We start from the raw sequence: 22903 nt of genomic DNA on the forward strand, positions 1-22903 counted from the left end.
CATGCTTAAAAATTATTTTAAAATAGCCATCGCGGTATTAAGGCGCAGGAAATTCTTCACCTTCATAAGTCTGTTTGGTATCAGTTTTACCCTTACCATACTACTTGTACTTACCGCATTTATAAACAAAATTGCCGGCGACAGCTATCCCGACAGGAAACGGGATCGTTCGTTGTACATTTCCAGAATGCAGGAGATAAACAAAACCGGCGGGCAAAGCTCGGGGCCTTTATCTTATTATTTTTTAAGCCACTATGCAAGTAGTTTAAAAACGCCTGTTAAGGTGGGTATTTCCTCTATATTCAGCGGCACAAACACTTATGTTAACAATAAAAAGATAGCCGTAAATTATAAATACACCAATGATGCCTACTGGGATATCATGGAATACGATTTTATTGAAGGCAAGGCTTTTAACAAACAACAGGTTGACAATGGCGATAAAGTAGCTGTAATATCAGAGGATATGAAACAGCAATACTTCGGCGATGTACCCTCGGTTGTAGGCAAGTATATCGAGGCCGATAACGTAAAATACAGGGTAACCGGGGTGGTAAAAAATGTGCCTATAACCAGCTACATGACCTACGGAGACATTTACCTGCCATATACTGTATCAAAATCGGATGTGCGGAAAGACAAAAGCTACCGCGGCGGCTTCTTTGGCGTACTATTGGCAAAATCATCGGCTGATGTGCCCCGTATGCACGATGAATATCAAAGTATGATTGACCGGTTACCAATGGAAAGCAAGGAATTTGATAAAATATATAGCCATGCCGATCCTTATATTGTGAGTTATGTAGATACCGGCAACGAAGGAAAATCGGGGGTAATGATCGTATTAACAACCATTGGCATATTTGCCTTACTGGTAATGTTGCTGCCAACACTTAACCTGGTAAATATCAATATTACCCGTATTATGGAGCGTTCATCCGAAATTGGAGTTCGCAAGGCTTTCGGCGCATCTTCTGTTACTTTGGTTTACCAGTTTATCGTCGAAAATATTATCCTTACGCTATTGGGAGGGTTAATAGGGGTAATACTATCCTTTATAGCAATCAAGGTATTAAACGGCATGAACCTCATCCCCAACCTTGTATTATCCATCAACTTTACTGTATTGGCAATTGGCCTGCTTATTTGTTTTCTGTTTGGTTTAATATCTGGTGTTTACCCTGCCTGGCGTATGTCAAAACTAAACGTAGTAACGGCCCTGAAAGCTTCATAACAATTATTCATCCTTTAAATTAAGATATTATGTTTAAGCATTTATTTAAGCTCATCTGGAATAAAAAGAAGCAAAACTTTTTATTGATGTCCGAGATGCTATTCTCCTTCCTGGTGTTATTCGCGGTATTCAGCCTGTTGGTTTATTACTATAACAACTACAAAAAACCAATGGGAATGGGCTACCAAAACGTATGGGTTGTTAGTTACAATAACGCCCTGCAAACAAAAAACACCGATTCGCTTGATACTTATTATGAAACATTACGTAATTCCATCAAGGGGATGCCCGAGGTAAACGATCTCAGCTTTTGCAGCGACAATGTTCCCTTTTCGGCAAATACATGGACAGGACTGGCGGGTTATAACAAACACAACTACAGCAATGTAAACATGTATAACGCCGAGGATAGCTATCTGAAAACTTTAAACGGGCAGCTGCTTGAAGGCCGCTGGTTTAATAAAAACGATATGGCTACTAAAATACCATCGGTAGTAATTAATAACGAATTACGGGAGAAGCTATTTGGCAAGGGCGAAGCGATAGGAAAAATTATTGACGAAAGTGACGATGGTAAAAATAAGAAGAGAGTTGTAGGCGTAATACAAGCCATCAAGGCCAAAGGAGATTACGCGGCTGCAGGCGATGCGGTATACCACAGAATTGATACCGGTAGTTTCAGGTGGCTTGGCAAAATCATAATACAGGTTACGCCTGCCGCTAACGCGGCTTTTGAAGCCCGCCTGTATAAAACCCTGGCCAACTACATGAAAAATTCGAACGTGGAGATTGAACACCTGGTAAACAAACGGAAGGATATCAACTATTTTACTTTAGTGCCCATGATAGTGCTGAGTATTGTTGGCTGCTTTTTAGTTATTAATGTAGCGCTCGGCCTGTTTGGAGTGCTTTGGTACAACATTAATAAACGCCGGGGCGAAATAGGCTTGCGCCGGGCCGTGGGCGCCACTGGCAGCTCGGTATCTAACCAGCTCATTATGGAATCAATGATATTAGCTACATTCTCGCTTATCATCGGATCGTTTTTTGCTATACAATTCCCATTGCTCAACGTGTTCGATCTTTCGGCTGGTATTTACCTGGTAGCCATCCTGCTTGCAATCATATTTATTTACCTATTGGTGTTTCTGTGTTCGTTATACCCCGGCAGGCAGGCGGCGGCCATTTATCCCGCTGTTGCTTTACACGAAGAATAGCATATGGGCATCATAAAAATAACTAAAAACTCACCACTCAATACTTTTAACTAATTACGATATTGACCTGCAATTATGATACTGGTTATTGATGATGATATTGCTGTACGCACCTCGCTTTTGCTATTACTCAAAAGCGAGGGCTATGATGCTGTGAGCGCCGAAGAGCCCGCCGAAGCCATAAGAATCATAAAGAAAAAAAGTCCCGAACTGATTATTCTCGACCTTAATTTTTCGATTGATACATCCGGCCGTGAAGGGATGAGCCTGCTTGAAAACATAAAGCAGCTTAACAGCACTATACCGGTAATATTAATTACCGGCTGGGGCAGTATCCAGCTTGCTGTACAGGGCATGAAACTGGGCGCCAATGATTTTATCAATAAACCCTGGAATAACGAACATCTTATACAAACAGTTAAAACGCTGCTGGATTTGCGGGACAAAAAAACCGAGCATCATACCCGCAAACAATTAGATAAAAATTACAATTTTCAAAGCATTATTGGCCAGGACGCTAAAATGCTGGATATCCTGGAAACCATTGGGCGTGTGGCAACCACAGACGCATCGATACTGATTATGGGCGAAAGCGGTACCGGCAAAGAGCTAATAGCCGAAGCCATCCATCAAAACAGCCTGCGCCGTAATAAACCATTTATTAAAGTCAACCTTGGCGGTATCTCTACTTCGCTGTTTGAAAGCGAAATGTTTGGTCATATCCGCGGTGCTTTTACTGATGCGCGTTTTGACAGGATGGGCCGTTTTGAAATGGCCCACAAGGGCACCATATTTTTAGATGAAATTGGCGACCTGGACGCCAGCAGCCAGGTGAAGCTGTTACGCGTGTTACAGGACCGCACTTACGAAATGCTGGGCAGCAGCCGTACCAAAACGTTAGATACCCGGGTGGTTTGCGCCACTAATAAAAACCTTAATGAGATGGTATCGCGCGGTACTTTCCGCGAAGATTTGTTATACCGTATTAACCTGATAACCGTTTACCTGCCCGCCCTGCGCGAACGGCCAAAGGATATACCTTTGCTGGTTGATTTTTTTATTAATAACTTAAAGGATATCTACAACCGGCCCAAATTATCGGTATCTGCCGCCGCAATGAAGTGGCTGCAACAACTGCCACTACCAGGCAATATCAGGCAGCTTAAAAACCTGGTAGAGCGATCGATACTGGTAAGCCGGAAAGATGAGTTAGGGATTGATGATTTCCGGTCGCAGTTAGAATTATCACCGGTAAAAACCGGAAACATGCAATTACCTGGCGTAGGTACCCTAACTTTGGAAGAGGTGGAGGTTGAGATGATAAAGCGCGCCATGGACCACCATAAAAACAAAATAAGCCGGGCAGCGGCGGCCCTTGGCATCACGCGAAGCGCACTTTACCGCAGGCTTGATAAATACCAGATACCATACGATGAAGCTGAGGACTAAATATGTTTTATTTGTTGTAACACTGCACCTGGTAACACTGGTGCTCACCTATTTCATTTTTGAGCAAAACAAGGTTTACTTTATAGCCTCTGAGGTATTTGTACTTATTTCTGTAGTAGTATCGGTACAGCTTTACCGGCAGCTCATCAATCCGTTAAAATTGTTGATGCAGGGGCTTGATGCGATAAAAGACAAGGATTTTAATGTGAAATTTTTATCAACCGGCAGGCATGAGGTTGATACATTAATTGATGTATATAATCATATGATGGACGAGTTAAGAACAGAACGTACAAGGCAGGAACAGCAACATTTCTTTTTGGAAAAACTGATCTATACCTCGCCCACGGGCATCGTTATATTGGATTTTGATGACCGCATTCAGCAAATAAACCCAAAAGCCCTGCAGTTATTGGCCATACCGGATGATAAATTACAGGGCAACTCTATTCATGACCTGGATCATCCTTTATTTGATCAGATGAGGTTACTTAAATCCGGCGAAACCGCAGTAGTAAAACCCGACGGTATAAATTCCTTCAAACTCCAGAAATCGCACTTTGTTGACCGGGGTTTTTCGCGCCATTTTATTATGATAGAGGATTTAACTGCCGAGATACTGGCCGCCGAGAAAAAGGTTTACGGCAAAGTTATCCGGATGATGGCGCATGAAGTGAACAACACCATCGGACCGGTAAACTCCATTATGCAATCGGCCATGAAAACCGACCAGTTGTGGGCAGGCCATGAGTTTGACAGCCTGAAGGATGCCTTACAGATAGCCATGGACCGCAACCAAAACCTTAACCTGTTTATGCGCAACTTTGCCGACCTGGTAAAACTCCCGCCTGCCAATAAACAACCGGTTTTACTTCAAAAGCTCGTTCGGTCGGTAACTACCCTTATGCAGGCAAAAGCCGAAGGGAAAGGCGTTGAATTTAAATTTAACCTGCCCGATGAAGCCTTAAACATCATGGCCGATGAGCAACAACTGGAGCAAGCGCTTATAAATATTGTAAAAAACGCCATTGAAGCCATTGAAGGTGAAGGATTGGTAAAATTCGCACTTTTCTCCAAAGAGCGGAAACTTATCATTACCGATACGGGCAAAGGCATCACCGCCGAACAAAACACCAACCTGTTTTCGCCGTTCTTCAGTACAAAAAAAGACGGACAAGGTATAGGGCTTACTTTAACACGCGAAATACTCCTGAACCATGGTTTTGAATTTAGTTTAAAAACCGTAGCCGCGGGGCAAACCGACTTTGCCATTTGGTTTTAGCACCCGCAAAATGGCTTTAGTCGTTTTAGCATCAACAATTGGCAATATTTCATTTTAATTCTCTGAATGCTTTTAGTAATGTTGTACATCCAATTCAGAACATTACTATGCAAAGACGACATTTCCTGAAACTTACGGCAACAACCGGCGCCGCCGTACTGTTTAGCCGCCTAACTTATGCTACATCGGCCCAAACAACAACCATCAATGCACCTGATGAGGTTTGGGCGCAATCTGGCGAAGAATGGGTTAAGTTAAAAGGCACCAACGGTACAAAATTCAACTATAAGGATATTGAAGTAACGATTAAAACCAATGGCAATGCTAAAGCCATCTACCTGCAGTCGCCAACACAACAGTTAAGCGCCGTTAGGTTGCGTTGGAAACATAACACGCCATCATCGGCAAAATACCTCGGCGACCATTGGGAACGCTCCTATGGCGATTTAAAATGGAAATCTGGCTTCGACGGAAGTAAAAGCCCGTGGTATATATTAATAAACGATGGGAAACAAACCGCCTGTTTTGGTGTAAAAACAGGTGCGGGCAGTATTTGCTGGTGGGGACTGGACCAAAATAATTTAGATCTTAACCTGGATACACATTCGGGCGGCAATGGCGTGTTGCTGGATAACCGCACCCTGCATGCAGCAGATATTGTAACCACACATAGCAAGCCGGGCGAAAACGCTTTTTATACCGATCATCGCTTTTGTGGTATGATGTGCGGGAAACCACGGCTACCTAAACAACCTATTTACGGCATAAACGATTGGTATTTTGCCTATGGCAACAACAATTTCGACCTGATAAAACAAACCACCGCCATGATGAGCGAGCTGGTTACCGATACCAACAACAAACCTTTTTCGGTAATTGACGCGGGCTGGGCAACATATTCGCCCCTATTGCCGGGAGATGGCGGCTGGAATGATGATTTTAGCAAGCCAAATGATAAGTTTAAGGACATGCACCTGTTAGGCGATGAAATCAAAAAACTGGGCATGCGCCCGGGTTTATGGATGCGCCCGTTATGCGCTCGCCATGATGAAAAGGCAACCCTGCTGGCGCCAAAAATTCCGGGCCGGGACGATCCTAAAAATCCAACGCTTGACCCTACCATCCCTGAAAACCGGGAGCGTATTAAACGCAATTTTACCTTTTACAAGCAATGGGGGTACGAAATGGTTAAACACGACTTTACCACCTACGATATCACTGGACGTTGGGGATTTGACATGAAAGACAGCATTACAGCGCCTAACTGGAATTATAACGACTGGAGTAAAACAACAGCCGAAATTATTCTTGATTTGTACCGCGATATCCGCGAAGCAGCCGGCGATGGGATATATGTAATAGGCTGTAATACCATGAGCCATTTAAGCGCGGGCATTTTTGAGATGTGCCGTATAGGCGATGACACCAGCGGCAACGAGTGGGAACGCACACGCAAAATGGGTGTAAACACGCTGGCGTTCCGCCTGCCGCAGCACAATAAATTTTATGCTGTAGATGGTGACTGTGTAGGCATAACTACTAAAATAGCATGGGGCCGTAATAAGCAGTGGCTGGAATTATTGGCCGGGAGTGGCGCGCCCCTATTTGTATCGGGCCAGCCAGAAGCTATGGGCACCGAACAAAAGGAAGCTGTTAAAAAAGCTTTTGCAAGTGCAGCAAGTATATTACCATTGGGCGAACCTTTAGATTGGATGGAAACGATGCTCCCTCAAAAATGGAAACTCGACGGAAAAGTGGTGGATTTTGATTGGGCTTAACCAATAAGATTGCTGATACCGTATCCTCTGTTAATAGTACGGTGTGCCGCCTGTTAATAGAGGATTCTTATTTATAACAGTCGTTTTATTTTCCCCAAAAGATCATCAATTTCAAAGGGTTTGGCCAGGAAGTCATCGGCACCGGCTTCGTATGCGGAGCGTTCAATATCACGGCTGGCAGATATCATAATAATGGGAATTGCCCTGGTATCCGACCGGTGTTTAAGTTCGCGGCAAATATCGCGGCCATCCGAGCCAGACATCCATATATCAAGCAAAAGCAAGTCTGGAAATTCTGTTTTCATATCCAACACCGTAGCACCGTTAACGGTCGACGAAACCTCGTATCCTTCAAAATCCAGTATAATCTCCACCGCGTCCACAATCGCCGGATCATCGTCCGCTATCATGATTTTTTTTAAATTTCCCACTTATGTAATCTCCACCACAAAAATCAAGCCTATCTTAGTGGTTTTAGGAATATTTCTTATTATAATTCACTCATAATCATTTAATTTTTTTGCACCGGAAGGGCAAAATAAAAAGTAGAGCCTTCGCCTTCGGCACTATTAACCCAAATACGACCACCCTCACGTTTTATAATTTCCGAAGATATGTACAAACCAAGCCCCAAACCGGGGAAAGTATGCTGTTTTACGCCACTAACGCGGTAAAATTGTTCAAAAACCCGCTCTTGTTTTTCTTTGGAGATACCAATGCCAAAATCCTGTACGCCCACTAACACCTCTTCATTTTCTTTTCTCGTACTAATAATAATTTCTTTAGTGTGAGGCGAGTATTTGATAGCATTGGTTATTAAATTTACCAGTACCTGGCTTACCCTTTCACGATCGGCATACACTTGTCCTGTTTGCTGCATATCTTCAAAAAGTGTATGTTTTTGCGTAGTACGTTGTAAATCCTCTACCACTTCGGCTATCAATTGATTAAAATCAAACCAGGTATAGTTAAATTGCAGCCTGCCAGAGTTTATTTTGGTAACATCAAGCAAATCGGCAATAAGGCTGGTGAGGCGGTTTAACTGGGCGTCCATTTTACTAATCATCGCGGCTTCACGCATATCACCTTTTTGAGTCAGCATACGCTCAAGTACCTGCGTATAAGCTTTAATACTGGTTACCGGCGTTTTGAGTTCATGACTGGCAATGCCAATAAATTCATCTTTTTGCTGCTGCAGTAGTTTTTGCTCAGTAATGTCAAAAGTAACCCCTACCATAATTGTAGCCCTGCCGGCTTGGTCATACCTGGCCTTGCCCGATGCATTTATCCAATGGATTGATCCATCGGGCCATTGTACCTGGTATTCTATATTGTAAACGCTATGGTTTGTAATGGCCTCGTCTATCTTTTGCTTAACCACATCACGGTATTGGGGCAATATTAAGGATATAACATCTTCAAACTCAAATTCAGCCTCGCTATCTAAACCATAATTGGCTTTAAATTGCGCCGTGCAAGTCATCAAACCTGTATCAATAACCAATTCATATGACCCCAGCCGGCCAGCTTCCAAAGCAATCTCCAGGCGCTGGTTAATTTTTAGTAACTCTTCGTGATATTCTTTTTCCTGGGTTACATCAAGTACTGTACCCAGCAAACGTATTGGTTTGTTATCTTCATCAAAATAAACCTTGCCTTCGGTTTGAATCCAGCGAACGCTACCGTCGTCCCAAATTATCCGGCTTTCATAATACAAGTGGCCGGTTTTTAAGGCTTCTTCAAAAGCACGGAGCCTTACTTGCCGGTCATCTGCCTTAAGCTTACTTAAATAGTCATCGTGTTCAGGAACACCCTGTAACCCGAATATTGCATTAAGCCTATCCGATCCTATAATTTTTCCGGTTACCAGGTTATAGTCAAAGCTGCCCATCTCGGCTGCATCCAGGGCAAGCCTGGCCCGCTCCTCGGCATCCTCAATTTTACGCTTGGCAATTACTTGCTCTGTAACTTCTGAGGCCACACCAATTACACCGGTTATACCATTGTTATCGCGCAATGGCTCATAAACAAAATTAATATAAGTTACCTCAACCTTTCCATCACGCGGCAGCATTACCAGGTGTTCCCGGGCTTCAAATCTTTCGCCCGTGAGGTATACGTTTTCCAACAGTATTTCTAAACCCTGTCCCTTCGCTTCCGGCAGGCTCTCAAATATGGGCTTCCCCATGATTTCCTCAGGTCCCCTGCCCCAAAGCTGGTACATGGGGTCGTTTGCTACCTCAACAACAAAATGTGGCCCTTTAAATACGGCTATTGCCACCGGGGCCTGCAATATCAAAGCTCGAAATTGTTGTTCGCTCCGTGTAAGTTCTATCCGGGCTACTACCTCTTCGGTTATATCCTGCAAAGTGCCGTTTAAGCGTACCGCAGTACCTTTTTCGTCAAAAAGCGCTTTTCCTTTCGCCCTTACTATCCGTTCTGCTTTTGTTTCGGGATGGATAATAGTATATTCTGTATCATATTTACCTCCAGATGATGGTTGCAAAGCCTCCTCAATTGCGCTTGCAACCCTTTCGCGGTCTTTCTCGGCTATTACGCTTATGGCCAGGGGCAATTCAATTTCAGCTTCGGGCTTAAGTCCAAACCAGCTTTTAAGCCGGTTATTGCCTATAAACTTATTGTTATATGGATTAAGGTCCCAGGTACCTAATTCGGCTGCATCTATGGCAAACTCCAATTCCTGTTTGCTCTCCCGAATCTGGTTTAGGCCAAGCACCTTTTCGGTTGTTTCGGTACACGCTACTATAATACCTCCCGGATTACCGGATTCATCTAAAACGGGGCTATAGCTAAACGTCCAATAAATATCTTCGGTGGTGCCGTTACGGTAAAATGGTATCAGTTGGTCTTCATGCCAGGTTGCCCCGCCGCCCGATAATACCTGCTGAATAAGTGGTTCAAGAACATGCCATATATCAGACCAGAATACTTTTGCAGGCTGACCTAACAGTTGCGGATGCTTGCCATTTACACCCAAACTGGGGCGATAGGCATCGTTATAAAAACAAACCAGGTCCGGGCCCCAGTACATGAACATCGGGAACCGGGAATTTAAAACTATACCGACGGTTGTTAGCAGGCTAACCGGCCATTTATCAGGCGTACCTATTGATGTTTGCGACCAGTCGTGCTCCCTGATCAGGGTAGCCATCTCGCCACTGCCCTCTAAAAATTTGTAGTTATGGTGTTGCATCAACCGGAATTGCCGTTAACTTTTAACAACAACTAATATAACTTTTTGTAATAAAAAATATATTAGTAATTAAATTCCAATTACAACCGCCTTGTCTAAATTTTGTTTGAATGGATATTAATAATCAGAGTATTCGGTTGGGAAAAGAAAGAAAATATCAGCTTTCGACACATTGTGCTGATACTCGGCCTTTGCCGAAAGGGTTTTCCAATAAGCATCGTTACCAAACGCCGCCCAGTGCTTCTCTCTTTCTTCTTTATTTTCAAAGGTGGTCATGTACATCAGGTTGGGCATATGCGAGCCCGATACTACCTCCGAGTAAAAAACCGCGTTAAAGCCAAGGCGTTTAAACAGCCCTATTTCGTCGCCGTCATTAAACATGCGTACTTTGTTGTAGTTATATTTTTCTGTAGGGCTTTCATAGCTCCTGAGTTCGTAAACCCTATCTGCCCTATTACCGGTAAGCCCGGGAACAGCGGGCGCCGGCATACCAGGGAAAGCATGCAATATCATAATTTCAATGCGTGAATAAGGGGCGTCTTTATAATCGGCATTCATGTACTCCTCGCCATCGGTAAAATATTGGGTATCGCCCTGTAATTTTTTATCAATACCTGTAAGTTTGTCTAAACTGGTAAACGGGGTGTAAACATAAATACGCCTATCTGCAGTGTCCTGTTTTACGGGTTTAAATACACCAACATTGGGTATGCCTGCCCTGTGCAGCGCCGGTAAATAAGCATCCTTTAAATAATGTTCAATTTTTGCCTCCTGATCCAACGTTTTGTAGTGGTAAACTTTAAGCTCATAATAATACCTTTTTGGAGAGGCAGATAAGCTAAAAGCCAAAAGCAGCAAGCCAAAAGCCAAGGTAAATGTACGGGTAAGTTGTGTTTTCATGAATACTTAAAATTTCGTAAATATAGATTCAAACTTTTAATTTCCGGGCATTTTGTTGATGAATTTGCCCCATTTTTCCAGCATATCCATAATATCCAAAAGCTTCATAGGTTTGCTCAAATAATCATCCATCCCCGCCTCAATACAGGCCGCCCTGTCTTCGGGCAGCGCATTAGCCGTCATCGCTATAATAACCGGCTGTGTGGTCATATTCTGCCGTATAAAGCGGGTGGTTTCAAGCCCGTCCATACCGGGCATTTGCACATCCATCAGTATCACATCGTAATCTTTAGCCATCAACGCGTTTACAGCCTCGTGCCCGTTTTCGGCCAAATCTGCAGTAAATCCCATTTTTGTTAAAATATGAATTGCCAGCCGCTGGTTAATAACATTATCCTCGGCAATTAAAATACGCATGGGGTACCGCTTTGCAAACTCTTCCGAAAACTGCGAATGAGTAAGTTGCGCATCTTTTTTTTGCGGCGTAAGCTTTTTTAATTGTTCTGTAACCAGTTTGTGCAACACATGGTGTTTTACGGGCTTGGTCAATACGGCGTCAAATAGGTTTGCTTCGTTTTTATGATGCTCGCCACCTACCGAGCTTACCAGGATTACAGGTAGGGCCGGCCATTGCTTTTTAATTTCTTTTGCTACCTGCGCGCCGTCCATGCCCGGCATTTTCATATCTGTTATTACCAGGTCGACAGCAACACTCTGCATTAGTATTTTAATAGCTTCCGCGCCCGATGAGGCCATCACCGGCTCATATTTCCATTGGCGCAGCAGCGTTTCCATAATCTCACGATTGGTTAAATTATCATCAATAACCATGATGCGCTTATTCTCCAGTTCGGCGAGGTTCTGGTACACATAATTGCGTTTGGCCTTGTTGCCGATTTTGGTTTTGATGCTGAAAGCAAAGGTTGTGCCGACACCAACCTCGCTTTTTACCGTAATCTCGCCGCCCATTATTTTAACAAGCTTTTCGCTAATGGCCAGCCCCAGCCCCGAGCCGCCATATTTTCGGGTGGTGCTTGAATCAACCTGGGAAAAGGCTTTAAACAGGCGTTCCATCTTATCCTCGGGGATGCCGATACCTGTATCGCGCACTTTAAACAGCAGTTCAAGCACCCCGTGCTGGTTGCTTTTAACCGATACGCTGATAAATACTTCGCCCTGCGTAGTGAATTTGATGGCGTTACCCACCAGGTTTATCAAAATCTGGCGCAGGCGTAACGAATCGGAAACTATTTGAGCCGGTACATCGTGCTGCACCTGGTATACCAGATCGAGATTGGAGCGCGACGATTTCTCGGCAAAAACATCCAGTACGCTTTCGATGCATTCGCGCAAATCAAAATCTTCCTGCTCAATTTCCATGTTTCCGGATTCGATCTTAGAAAAATCCAGGATGTCGTTAATCACTGTCAACAGGGCATCGCCGCTTGTTTTTATCGTTTCGGTATATTCTTCCTGTTCGGGCGTTAGGCTTGTACTGGCCAGCAGCGACGCCATGCCAATTACGCCATTCATAGGCGTACGAATTTCATGGCTCATAGTAGCCAGGAAAACACTTTTTGCCTTGTTGGCAGCCTCGGCATCCTCTTTTGCTTTTTCGGCCTCCTCACGGGCTTTTTCGGCAGCCTCCCGCGAAATGCGTTCGTCGATAGTCATTTTGGTCAGGCTGTCTGTGCGTTCTTCAACCAAACGTTCCAATACCAATTTTTGCTTTTTCTCGAGCATAATACGATACCTGAAAAAGGCATCAACCAGGCCGATGATACCTAAAAGTACCAGCAGCCTAAACCACCAGGTTAACCAGAACGGCGGCACTATGGTAATTTGCAAACCAGTTGTAACCGGCGACCAGTTACCCGCAGTGTTTTTATATTTTAATTTAAACTGATAATGCCCGGGAGGCAAATTGGTGTATGAGGCTGTATTGCGACTACCCACGTTATTCCATTCCTTATCAAAATTTTCAAGGATATAACTGTACTGATTTTTATCGGCTGATGCATAATCAAGCGCAGCATAACGCATGGTTATTGTCGACTGACGATAGGATAACGTAATAGATTTGGTATCCACAATTTCCTGCTTAAGCGGCGATGGGTCTTGAGCATTACGCGCAATCGTCAACGATTTATTAAACAGCTGAAAATCGGTAATTACGAGGGGCGAAAAGCCGGCGGGCTTTAAAATTTGCCCTGGCTTAAAGCCGTTAAACCCGTTAATGCCGCCAAAGTATAATTTACCATCGCTGGTTTGTAGTGCCGAATGCGATTTAAACTCATCTTCCTGCAATCCATCTTCTACGCTATAATTTTTAAAAGTGCGTTTAACAGGGTCAAAATTAGAAAGGCCATTGTTGGTGCTAACCCACAGCGTCCCTTTTTTATCCTCCCTTACCGCATAAATAATGTCGCTGGGCAGGCCATCTTTGGTACTAAAAACGGTAAAGTGCCCGGTTTCGGGGTCAAAAAGATCTAAGCCTAATAAGGTGCTTACCCATAGCCGCCCCTTGCTATCTTCAAAAATATCCGGAACCCCGTTATTGCTTATGCTATTTGTTTTTTCATCGTGTATAAAGCGGGTGAAGGAGTTTGTTGCTGGGTTATATTTATTCAGGCCGCCATCAAAGGTACCTATCCAGAGGTTTCCCTTGCTATCTTCAAATAGCGAATATATCCTGTCGCTACTCACGCTACCGGCATTATGAGCATCAAACCTAAACGTTTTAAACAATTTTGTTTTGTTATCAAACCTGTTTAGTCCCCCATTATAGGTACCTATCCACGCATCCCCGTCTCGGGTATGTATCAGCGCGTATATATTGTTGTTGCTTAAGCTATTGGGATTGGCCGGATCATTTAAATAGTGTCTGAACTTACCTGTTGCCTTATTAAAAACAGAAATCCCCCCCGACCATGTGCCTATCCAATAGTCGCCCTGGCGGTCCTGGTTGATGGAGAGCACGTAATTTGCCGAAATACTATTTTTATCACCGGCTTGTTTGATATATTGTTTTACGGTGCCATTTTTGTTAAAAACGGTGATCCCCCCTCCATCGCTGCCTACCCAAATATTTTTATCATTATCTTCATAAAGCGACAGCACAAAATTATTTGACAAACTCGCAGGCGATGCGGTATGCCGGTAATGATCAAAACTTTGAGTACTGCGCTTAAACAAGTTAACACCTCCGCTAAAAGCGCCGAGCCACATATTCCCTAATCTATCCCGGCAAATGCTGTAAATGGTATTGCCATTAATGCTGTTTTTATCAATATCATCATGAGCATAGGTATTGATTACCCCGGTTTGAAAGTTGAAGATGCTAAGCCCAGCATTCTCCGACCCTACCCACAGGTTATCATTTAGGTCCATCCCTATGCTCAGGATTGTATTACCGGCTATGGTGCCGGCCTGCTTGTCGCTATGCAGATAGTGTTTAAATGTGCCTTTATCCCTGTCAAATAAATTAAGCCCGGCATCCATAGTACCCACCCAAATTCTTTGATTATTGTCTTCAAAAAGAGCCGTAATGTCATTTTGGGAAATGGAGTTATTATCTGCATCTGCATGCCGGAACAACCTGAATGAATTGCTCTTTCTATTAAGCAAGTTTAATCCGCCCCCTGATGTACCAACCCAAAGATTGTGTTTCGAATCTTCAAGCACGGTAGCAACGTTATCATTACTCAATGACGTACTATCGGTTTCTGAATGGTGATAATGTGTAAACTTGTTTTTTTTGATATCGAAGTAATCGAGCCCTCCCTTTTGCATTCCTATCCACAAATTGCCATCATGATCAATGGCCAGGTCATTTATGGTGTTATATGATAAGCTGTTAATATTTTTATTATCGTGCTGATAACGTAAAAAACGCCCGGATTTGAAATCATATTTATTTAATCCGATGGCGGTAGCAACCCAAATATTGCCCTGCTTATCCTGAACCACATCTGTAACCACATTACTGCTCAGGCTATTGTTATCGGTAGCGCTGTGTTTATAATTTATAAAGCTGTAACCATCATAACGGTTAAGGCCATCGCGGGTGCCTATCCACATAAAACCCCGAATACCCTGCATAATACAACTTACGTTAACCTGCGATAGGCCCTCACGGGTTCCAAAGTGCTCAAATTTAAGGTTAGCCTGCTGCGAAAAACTTTTTAAAGCAAAAAGCTGCAGCAGTACACTTAAAAATAAATACTTGTAAATATTCAAATCGATAGTATATTGATAATTAACTGGTTAAGTAAAACTCATTAAGATAAGCGGGCATCATAACAGGCTTTAGGGTTTTATTTAGGTACTAATAAGTCAGTATTGAATAAAAAGTTCAATATAAGTATTTTTATGAGAATAAAACGGAGAGATTTTTACCAGGCAGGGCAAACGCATCTAAACAGCTAATGGAATAACCTTAAGGCATCTGGAAGATATAAGCGTAAAACGACGTCTTGTTTTTGTTTGCTGATCCGGGGTAGATGATCCGGCTGCCGAAGAGACTTGTACTGGCCAACAACATGCACCAGTATTTCGATGAGCCTAAATTGTGTGACACAATTTAGTGTTAACCATATTAAAATACAAAGTATTGATTATCAAATATTTATAAATATATTATCTAAAATGTGTTAAGTTATGTTAACCCAGTTAGCTGCCTGACTGTGCTTTGCCAAGGCCTCAAATAGTAAAATGTTTTTTTGTGGATGGATTTTGTACGCCATTTATAAACTTAAAAAGCCCATCCCAATAAATCAGGATGAGCTTTTTTAATAATAAATTGGCTACTTACAATTCTCTTACCCAGATATTGCGGAAGCTAAGCGGCTCGCTCTTATCTCCGTGGGCTTGCAGCTTTATTGGCGACGCACCGTGGGCTTTGCCTTCATAAGATGGCTTACCAATGTATTGGGTTGGGCCAAGCAATTCAAAGTTATTTTCAACAAGCACGCCGTTAAAGAACACGGTTGCCCGTGCGGCCGATTTTAGTGTGCCATCCTGGTTAAACACCGGAGCCGTCCAAACAACATCATACACATTCCACTCACCTGGCTTGCGGCCTGGGTTTGCCAACGGGATAACCTGTTTGTATAAACTGCCTGCCATGCCGTTTACATAGGTTTTGTTGTTGTATGAGTCTAAAACCTGTAGTTCATAACCGGCATCACCTTTACCTATTGATGCTAAAAACACACCGCTGTTGCCGCGGGCCTGGCCGCTGCCGGTAATGCTTGCAGGCACACGCCACTCAATATGTAATTGATAATTAGTAAATTTTTTCCTGGTTTCGATGTTCCCGGTGGCTTTGTTCACCGTAAGGATATCGCCTTTCACCGTCCATTTAGCAGGTGCCTGGGTCTCTACATCTACCCATTCATCAAGCCCTTTACCATCAAATAAAATAACGGCATCAGATGGTGCATCGCCTAAAACTTTACCTGGCACTACAGTTTTGGGGATTGGTTCCCAAATTTCGGTATCCTCGGGTTTGGCATTTTGCGCGTTGGCCATAAAAAAGCTCCCGGCTAAAATGGTTGTTAATATTATTGAATATCTCATGTTATAATTGGTTTTATTATATGTGAAGCGTATTTTTTAAGTAGGCAGCGCTTTGGGCAATGCTTACATAAGGGTCAATATTAGTGTAATTTTCCTGCTCAACAATAAAGTGTTTTACACCGCCCTGTTTTGCTTTACTTAATATTTTTACAAAATCAATATCGCCTGTACCTATTTCAGTGTTCAGGTTGCCGTTAGTTTTATCCCTGTCTTTAATGTGCACAAAAGTAAAACGGCCAGGGTGTTTCTCAAAAATGGCTAAAGGATCCTGTCCGGCGCGTACAACCCAGTATAAATCCATTTCCATATTAACCAGTTTGGGGTCGGTATTGTTTAGTACTACATCGTAAAATGTGGTATCGCCAACCGGTGCCCATTCAAAGTTATGGTTATGGTAACCTAATTTTAAACCAGAAGCCTTGCATATCTCGGCTGCTTTATTCATTTTTTCGGCCACGCCTTTGCAGTCGTCAACGGTTTTTATAAAATTATGGTTTAATGACGGTACTATGATGTAAGTTTGCCCAATGGTATTGGCAACTTCCATGTACATTTTCAAATCGTCGGTTTTTCCTTCACCAAAAAACGAATCTAAACCGTAGTGGCCGCTTGGGCTGCTCAGTCCATTATCTTTTAATAACGTCCCAAAATCTTTGCTTGGCAATCCCCAATAGCCTTTTTCTTTGCTGTATCCAAAGGTCTCAACTTCTTTGAAACCAGCTTTAGCCACTTTACCTATAACACCTTTTACATCGGCTGGTAACTCGTTGCGCAGGCTGTATAGTTGTAGCCCTGCACCATTCTTCTCTTTTGCCGATAGTAAAGACGGCGCTAACATTGCACCTGCCGAAAGTAGACCGGCCTGTGCTAAAAATGTTCTTCTGGTTGTCATGTATTTCTGTTTGGTTAATGTACAGTTGGAGTGTGTTTAAACCATAAGGTTTAAACGTCGCAAATATGTACCGCTTTACGCAATGATGCTATGTGATCTGGTTGCTTAGGAATAAACTCCTGAGCAACAAAACCTTTATGACCAGTTGCAACAATCGCCTTCATAATAGCCGGATAATAAAGTTCCTGGCTATCATCAATCTCGTTACGGCCAGGTACACCGCCGGTATGGTAATGATTGATGTATGGATGATATTGACGGATGTTACGAATCACGTCGCCTTCATCAATTTGCATGTGGTAAATATCAAATAACAATTTAAAATGCTCTGATCCTAACCTTTTGGCCAGTTCGGCACCCCATTCTACCCTATCGCATTGGTAATCTTTGTGGTCAATTTTGCTGTTAAGCAGTTCCATTACCAGCACAATATTGTGCTTTTCGGCCAGCTCAACCATAGGTTTCAAACCTTCAACGCAATTATTCCAACCTGTTTCATTGTCTTTTCCGCGACGGCTGCCACTAAAACAAATCAGGTTTTTATAACCGGCTGCAGCAACCTTGGGTATCATTTCGCTGTAGTTTTTATGCAACTGGGCATGAAATTGCGTATCGCCAAAGCCATCGGTCAGGTTAATTTCGGCACCGTTACACATGGACGAGTATAAGCCGTACTTTTGAAGCGTAGGCCAGTCGGCCGGGCCAACCAGGTCGATACCTTTTATGCCAATATCTTTGGCGGCAGCGCAAAGTTGCTCAACAGTCATGTCGCCATAGCACCAGCGGCATACGGCGTGGTTAATATTACCTTTTAACGCAGTATCAACTACCATTTCTTTTTCTCCGGGTTTAAATGACGATAACATACCGGCCGCGGTAATGGCTGCGGTACCGGTAACTATATTTTTTATAGCCGACCGCCTGTTTTGATTTGATTCCATGGTTGTATATCGGTTTGTTCCAGGAAGTATTAATCCCGGATTATAATTGGTTACGCGCGGTTGATAATTTATAAAAACAGAACAAAAGTTACCGGCAATTACTTGCCGGTTTATTAAATGATCAGCCTGATTTTTAAAACTTATTGCCCCGATAAATTACCCGGGTTATTTTTTTTGTGCAAGAATATATTTTACTATTTCTTTTGCATCGCTTTCGGCAAGTGCGGCATGCGGCGTCATGGCCATGGTACCCCAGTTACCGCTACCACCTGAAATTACTTTTTTAGCCAGCATATCAATATTGGCTTCAGAAGCATCATATTTTTTTGCGATATCCTGGAAAGATGGGCCAATAACCTTTGTGTCAACTTTATGACAAGTTCCGCAATCATTAGCCGCTAACAGTTTCTCGCCGGCACCTGAGCCTGCAGATCCACCTGCCCCTTCGGTACCGGTTTTAGTAGCATTGGTATCAGCATCAGAATTAGTTGCCTTAGCAGTTTGATTTGCCGCAGCGGTACTATCGCTACCGCCCTTACTTGCTGAATTGCCACCACAGGCAGAAACTACCGCACAGATACCAAGAATAAAAAAAGCCTTTTTCATTGAGTTAGTTTGTTTTTTAGGGTAACAGGGCTTTCAACCCCATTGATTTTGTTTTTTAATTAAATATAAAGCATCAAAACCGGTTAGGTTTTACCTATAATTTTGACGCTTTATACTGTTTTTAATTTCATTTATTAATTGTGCCGAAAAATACAATTTTTATCCTAAAAAATATGGTTTGTTAAACAGTTACCTGGCTTAATGGCGCTGTTTTTTTCTTTGCACGCATGTAAAACACCAATCCGGTAAAGGCTACAATTAAAACCAGGGGTATAGTAAGCGTAAAATGTAACACATCGGGCCCGGCAAGGCTTTTTGCAGTTTCAAGAGCCTTTGCAGGATCTGTACCGGCTGGCAATGCCGCCATTTTTGAAGCTACTATATTATCATAGTATTTACCCATAATTATAGTCCAGATAGAAACCGCAAACATTCCGGCCCCACCCATCAAATTTAAACCAAGCGCACCCGATTTTGGAATGTTTTCTGATACAAAACCCAGCATTGTTGGCCAAAAGAAACAAACTCCCATACCAAATATAATTGCTGCCAGGAATATGATATCCCCTGTCATGGTGCTCAACATGAAAAGACCGATTGATGCTACTATTGTCGACATGAGGATTACAACCTGTGGCGAGAATAACTTTAGCACCGGTTTGGCAAAAGCCCGGCCCAATACCATTACACCTGTCTCTAAAGTCAGCAAAAGCAGCGCATTATCGGTTACGTTTTTCAATAATACATCAATCCATTGTCCTGTGAACAACTCGGTTATTGCTGTACCAAACATGCAGATAAACATAAAAATAAACAGCGGCGATGCTACAGCTTTGTACATACCGGCTGTCGAAACACCTGATGCAACCCGTTCTGTTACCGGGAAATCGAGTTTTGAAAACAAGTATCCGTAAATAGCTGTGGGTATAAGCATTACACCTACCTGCACCTGCCAATTAAGGCCGATAAGCTTAAACAGCGTTACTATTAACGTACCTATTACGATACCACCCGGAAACCATAAGTGAAAATGGCTGAGTTTAGTTGTTTTGTTTTCGGTATATAACGAGGTTACCAGTGGATTACAGGCAGCCTCGACCGTGCCGTTGGCAATGCCAATAACCAATGTGGAGAAAAATAGCGTCCAGTAACCAGTAGCGAAAATAGTAAGTAAAATACCGGTAAGGTGAAATATAAATGCCAGTAACAGCAAACGTTTCATACCAATGATATCTACCACAATACCTCCAATAACTACGGCAAGGGGAAAGCCCCAGAAAGCAGTAGCTGTTATGGTTCCTAATTGGGAGGCATTAAGCGCGAATTTTGTTCCAAGTTCGCCAAGGATACCGGCACGGATACCGAATGATAATGATGTTACCAACAGGGATAAACAACTGGCCCTGAATAGTTGTGTGCGGTTAATGGTTTGCATTTAAATATATTAAGTTTAATTAATTGGTTAATTGGCTATTTCAAATGTACTGATTTTTATATTCCCAACGTCTTCCTGTTCAGCGCATCGTCGGCGCCCGATGCTGCAAAATCATCAAACGCGCGTTCGGTTACACGGATGATGTGATTTTTGATAAACTCCGCACCTTCACGGGCGCCATCTTCAGGATGTTTAAGCGCGCATTCCCATTCCAGCACGGCCCATCCGGGGAAATCATATTGCGTCAGCTTGCTAAATATGGCTTTAAAATCAACCTGCCCATCGCCCAATGAGCGGAAACGGCCCGCACGATCAACCCAGTTTTGGTAACCGCCATACACGCCCTGCCTACCTGTAGGATTAAACTCGGCATCCTTAACGTGAAACATTTTTATACGTTCGTGATACAGGTCGATATATTCTAAATAATCCAGGCATTGCAAAACAAAATGCGACGGATCATATAATAAATTGGCACGTTTGTGTCCCTTCACCTTATCCAAAAACATCTCGAAGGTAATCCCATCATGCAGGTCTTCGCCCGGGTGTACTTCGTAACATAAATCAATGCCATTATCCTCATAAACATCAAGAATAGGTGTCCAGCGTTTAGCCAGTTCTTCAAAGGCAGTTTCTACGATGCCGGCAGGGCGTTGCGGCCATGGGTATACCATAGGCCAAAGCAGCGCGCCGCTAAAAGTAACAGATGCCTGCAAACCTAAATTTTTTGACGCCTGTGCAGCATATTTAAGTTGCTGTACGGCCCATTTTTGCCTTTCTGCAGGATTTTTACGGTATTGTTCGGGAGCAAACCCATCAAATAGTTCGTCATAAACGGGGTTTACCGCTACCAGCTGCCCTTGCAGGTGGGTTGATAATTCAGTAATCTCTAAACCGTGGCTGTTTACTACACCTTTTACTTCCTCGGCATAAGTTTTGCTTTCTGCAGCTTTTTGCAGATCGATGAAACGGGCATCCAACGTAGGCAGTTGTACGCCTTTGTAGCCAAGCCCGGCTGCCCATTGGCAAATAGAATCCAGGCTGTTAAAAGGGGCTTTGTCGCCTATAAATTGAGCTATAAATATTGCAGGTCCTTTAATGGTTTTCATGGTTTTTTATTAGATGGTAAACTCCGTCCACTTTTTATCTGATTTTCCCGAAGCGATCACATTTTCGATGAACGCCATACCGCGCACGCCTTCTTCGATGCCGGGATAATCCAGCTCTTCGGGCGTAGCTTCCCTGCCTTCGAGGCCCGCTTTTACCGTTAAGGCGAAATTACGGTACAGATTGCCAAAAGCTTCCAGGTAACCTTCGGGGTGGCCTGCCGGTGTGCGGGTGTTATGTTGCGCAAACGAGCTGGTGTACCCACCTCCTGTTCGCCATACCTCCATTGGTTTATCGGTGTACATCAGGGTTAATGAGTTAGCATCGCTCTGGTGCCATTCAAGGCCACCTTTCTCACCGTAAACCCTAATCTTTACATTATTTTCCTCACCAGCAGCAATTTGGGTAGCTGTAAGCACACCACTTGCACCGTTATCGAATTTCAATAATGCTGCTCCGTCGTCGTCAAGTTTTCGGCCTGGTACAACTACGTTAATATCGGCACATATTTTTGTTACATGTAGCCCGGTTACATATTCGGCAAGGTTAAAGGCATGGGTACCAATATCGCCCATGGCGCCTGCTATCCCGCTTTTACCTGGATCCGTACGCCATGAAGCTTGTTTGTTATCGTCACCTTCTAAAAAGCTGCTTAGCCATCCTTGCGGATACTCTACATAAACTTTTCGGATTGTGCCCAGTTTACCGGCCTTTATCAGTTGTTTAGCTTCCTTTACCATAGGATAGCCGGTGTAAGTATGTGTTAAGCAAAATAATTTGCCGCTTGATTTCACTACTTCTTCCAGTTCTTTAGCCTCGGCCAATGAAAATGTCATTGGTTTATCTAAAACAACATGGAAGCCATTTTCCAATGCTGCTTTAGATGGATCAAAGTGTACATGGTTGGGTGTAACTATGCTAATTACCTGAACACGTTCGTTTTCAGGCAGCTGTTTTTCTTTCTCAATAAGTTCTGTATATGAACTGTAAACGCGGTCTTCGGGCAACCCAAGCAAAACGCCGCTTGCTTTTGATTTTTCGGCATTGCTGCTAAACGCGCCGCAAACCAGTTCATATTCGCCGTCAATGCGGGCGGCAATCCTGTGCACGGCGCCAATAAACGCGCCTTGCCCGCCGCCAATCATTCCTAATCTTAGTTTCATTGTTTATGTTTTGTTGAGTTGGATTGAGTTGATTAAGGTAGAGTTTGAGTTGATTAATTAAATTAGGATACAATCGATTGAATGGGGTAAATTTGGCTATTTGAG

General features: G+C 43.2%; 16 protein-coding genes and 1 pseudogene. 5 read left to right on the plus strand and 12 right to left on the minus strand.

What is annotated here, in order from left to right; all coding sequences use genetic code 11:
* Position 1: 1 nt before the first annotated feature.
* The 5 genes from FSB76_RS02645 (at position 2) to FSB76_RS02665 (ending at position 6960) form a co-directional block, all read left to right on the plus strand.
* A complete protein-coding gene (locus FSB76_RS02645; RefSeq protein ID WP_147052053.1) occupies positions 2–1234 on the plus strand; it encodes an ABC transporter permease in 1233 nt (410 codons plus the stop codon).
* 29 nt (positions 1235–1263) lie between these two features.
* Entirely contained in the window at positions 1264–2451 is a 1188-nt protein-coding gene (locus FSB76_RS02650) for an ABC transporter permease (RefSeq protein ID WP_147052054.1), read from the plus strand.
* Positions 2452–2526: 75 nt separating this feature from the next.
* The gene (locus FSB76_RS02655) at positions 2527–3900 is read left to right on the plus strand and encodes a sigma-54-dependent transcriptional regulator (RefSeq protein ID WP_147052055.1); all 1374 of its coding nucleotides are present in this window, start codon (positions 2527–2529) and stop codon (positions 3898–3900) included.
* Positions 3884–5182 (plus strand): sensor histidine kinase, encoded by a 1299-nt coding sequence (locus FSB76_RS02660; protein WP_147052056.1) that lies wholly within the window; start codon positions 3884–3886, stop codon positions 5180–5182. Before FSB76_RS02655 ends, FSB76_RS02660 begins: the two co-directional genes overlap by 17 nt.
* A 107-nt stretch (positions 5183–5289) precedes the next feature.
* Positions 5290–6960 (plus strand): alpha-amylase family protein, encoded by a 1671-nt coding sequence (locus FSB76_RS02665; protein WP_147052057.1) that lies wholly within the window; start codon positions 5290–5292, stop codon positions 6958–6960.
* Positions 6961–7031: 71 nt separating this feature from the next.
* On the opposite strand, the gene FSB76_RS02670 is transcribed toward FSB76_RS02665, so the two are convergent.
* The 12 genes and pseudogenes from FSB76_RS02670 to FSB76_RS02720 form a co-directional block, all read right to left on the minus strand.
* Positions 7032–7370, minus strand: coding sequence for a response regulator transcription factor (locus FSB76_RS02670; RefSeq protein ID WP_192910120.1), 339 nt, complete (start codon positions 7368–7370; stop codon positions 7032–7034).
* A gap of 101 nt (positions 7371–7471) precedes the next feature.
* Positions 7472–8134, minus strand: a complete 663-nt coding sequence (locus FSB76_RS32925) for a sensor histidine kinase (RefSeq protein ID WP_394349430.1) — start codon at positions 8132–8134, stop codon at positions 7472–7474.
* 27 nt (positions 8135–8161) lie between these two features.
* Positions 8162–10174, minus strand: a pseudogene (locus FSB76_RS02675) (PAS domain-containing protein); the annotation flags it as partial.
* 117 nt (positions 10175–10291) lie between these two features.
* A complete protein-coding gene (locus FSB76_RS02680) occupies positions 10292–11074 on the minus strand; it encodes an NIPSNAP family protein (RefSeq protein WP_147052060.1) in 783 nt (260 codons plus the stop codon).
* 36 nt (positions 11075–11110) lie between these two features.
* Positions 11111–15313, minus strand: a complete 4203-nt coding sequence (locus FSB76_RS02685) for a hybrid sensor histidine kinase/response regulator (protein WP_147052061.1) — start codon at positions 15311–15313, stop codon at positions 11111–11113.
* A 570-nt stretch (positions 15314–15883) separates the two neighbouring features.
* A complete protein-coding gene (locus FSB76_RS02690) occupies positions 15884–16654 on the minus strand; it encodes a 3-keto-disaccharide hydrolase (RefSeq protein ID WP_147052062.1) in 771 nt (256 codons plus the stop codon).
* A gap of 16 nt (positions 16655–16670) precedes the next feature.
* Positions 16671–17546, minus strand: a complete 876-nt coding sequence (locus tag FSB76_RS02695; protein ID WP_147052063.1) for a sugar phosphate isomerase/epimerase family protein — start codon at positions 17544–17546, stop codon at positions 16671–16673.
* Positions 17547–17596: 50 nt separating this feature from the next.
* Positions 17597–18487: a hydroxypyruvate isomerase family protein gene (locus FSB76_RS02700; protein ID WP_147052064.1), complete on the minus strand. Its 891-nt coding sequence runs from the start codon at positions 18485–18487 to the stop codon at positions 17597–17599.
* A gap of 165 nt (positions 18488–18652) precedes the next feature.
* Positions 18653–19093 carry a c-type cytochrome gene (locus tag FSB76_RS02705; RefSeq protein WP_147052065.1) on the minus strand — a complete coding sequence of 147 codons (441 nt, stop codon included), beginning with the start codon at positions 19091–19093 and terminating at the stop codon, positions 18653–18655.
* A gap of 181 nt (positions 19094–19274) precedes the next feature.
* Positions 19275–20528, minus strand: coding sequence for an MFS transporter (locus tag FSB76_RS02710; RefSeq protein WP_147052066.1), 1254 nt, complete (start codon positions 20526–20528; stop codon positions 19275–19277).
* Between the two features lie 56 nt (positions 20529–20584).
* Positions 20585–21637 (minus strand): sugar phosphate isomerase/epimerase family protein, encoded by a 1053-nt coding sequence (locus FSB76_RS02715; RefSeq protein ID WP_147052067.1) that lies wholly within the window; start codon positions 21635–21637, stop codon positions 20585–20587.
* A 9-nt stretch (positions 21638–21646) separates the two neighbouring features.
* A complete protein-coding gene (locus FSB76_RS02720; RefSeq protein WP_225976398.1) occupies positions 21647–22798 on the minus strand; it encodes a Gfo/Idh/MocA family protein in 1152 nt (383 codons plus the stop codon).
* Positions 22799–22903 lie beyond the last annotated feature (105 nt).

This window comes from Mucilaginibacter ginsenosidivorax, from assembly GCF_007971525.1.
GTDB lineage: Bacteria > Bacteroidota > Bacteroidia > Sphingobacteriales > Sphingobacteriaceae > Mucilaginibacter > Mucilaginibacter ginsenosidivorax.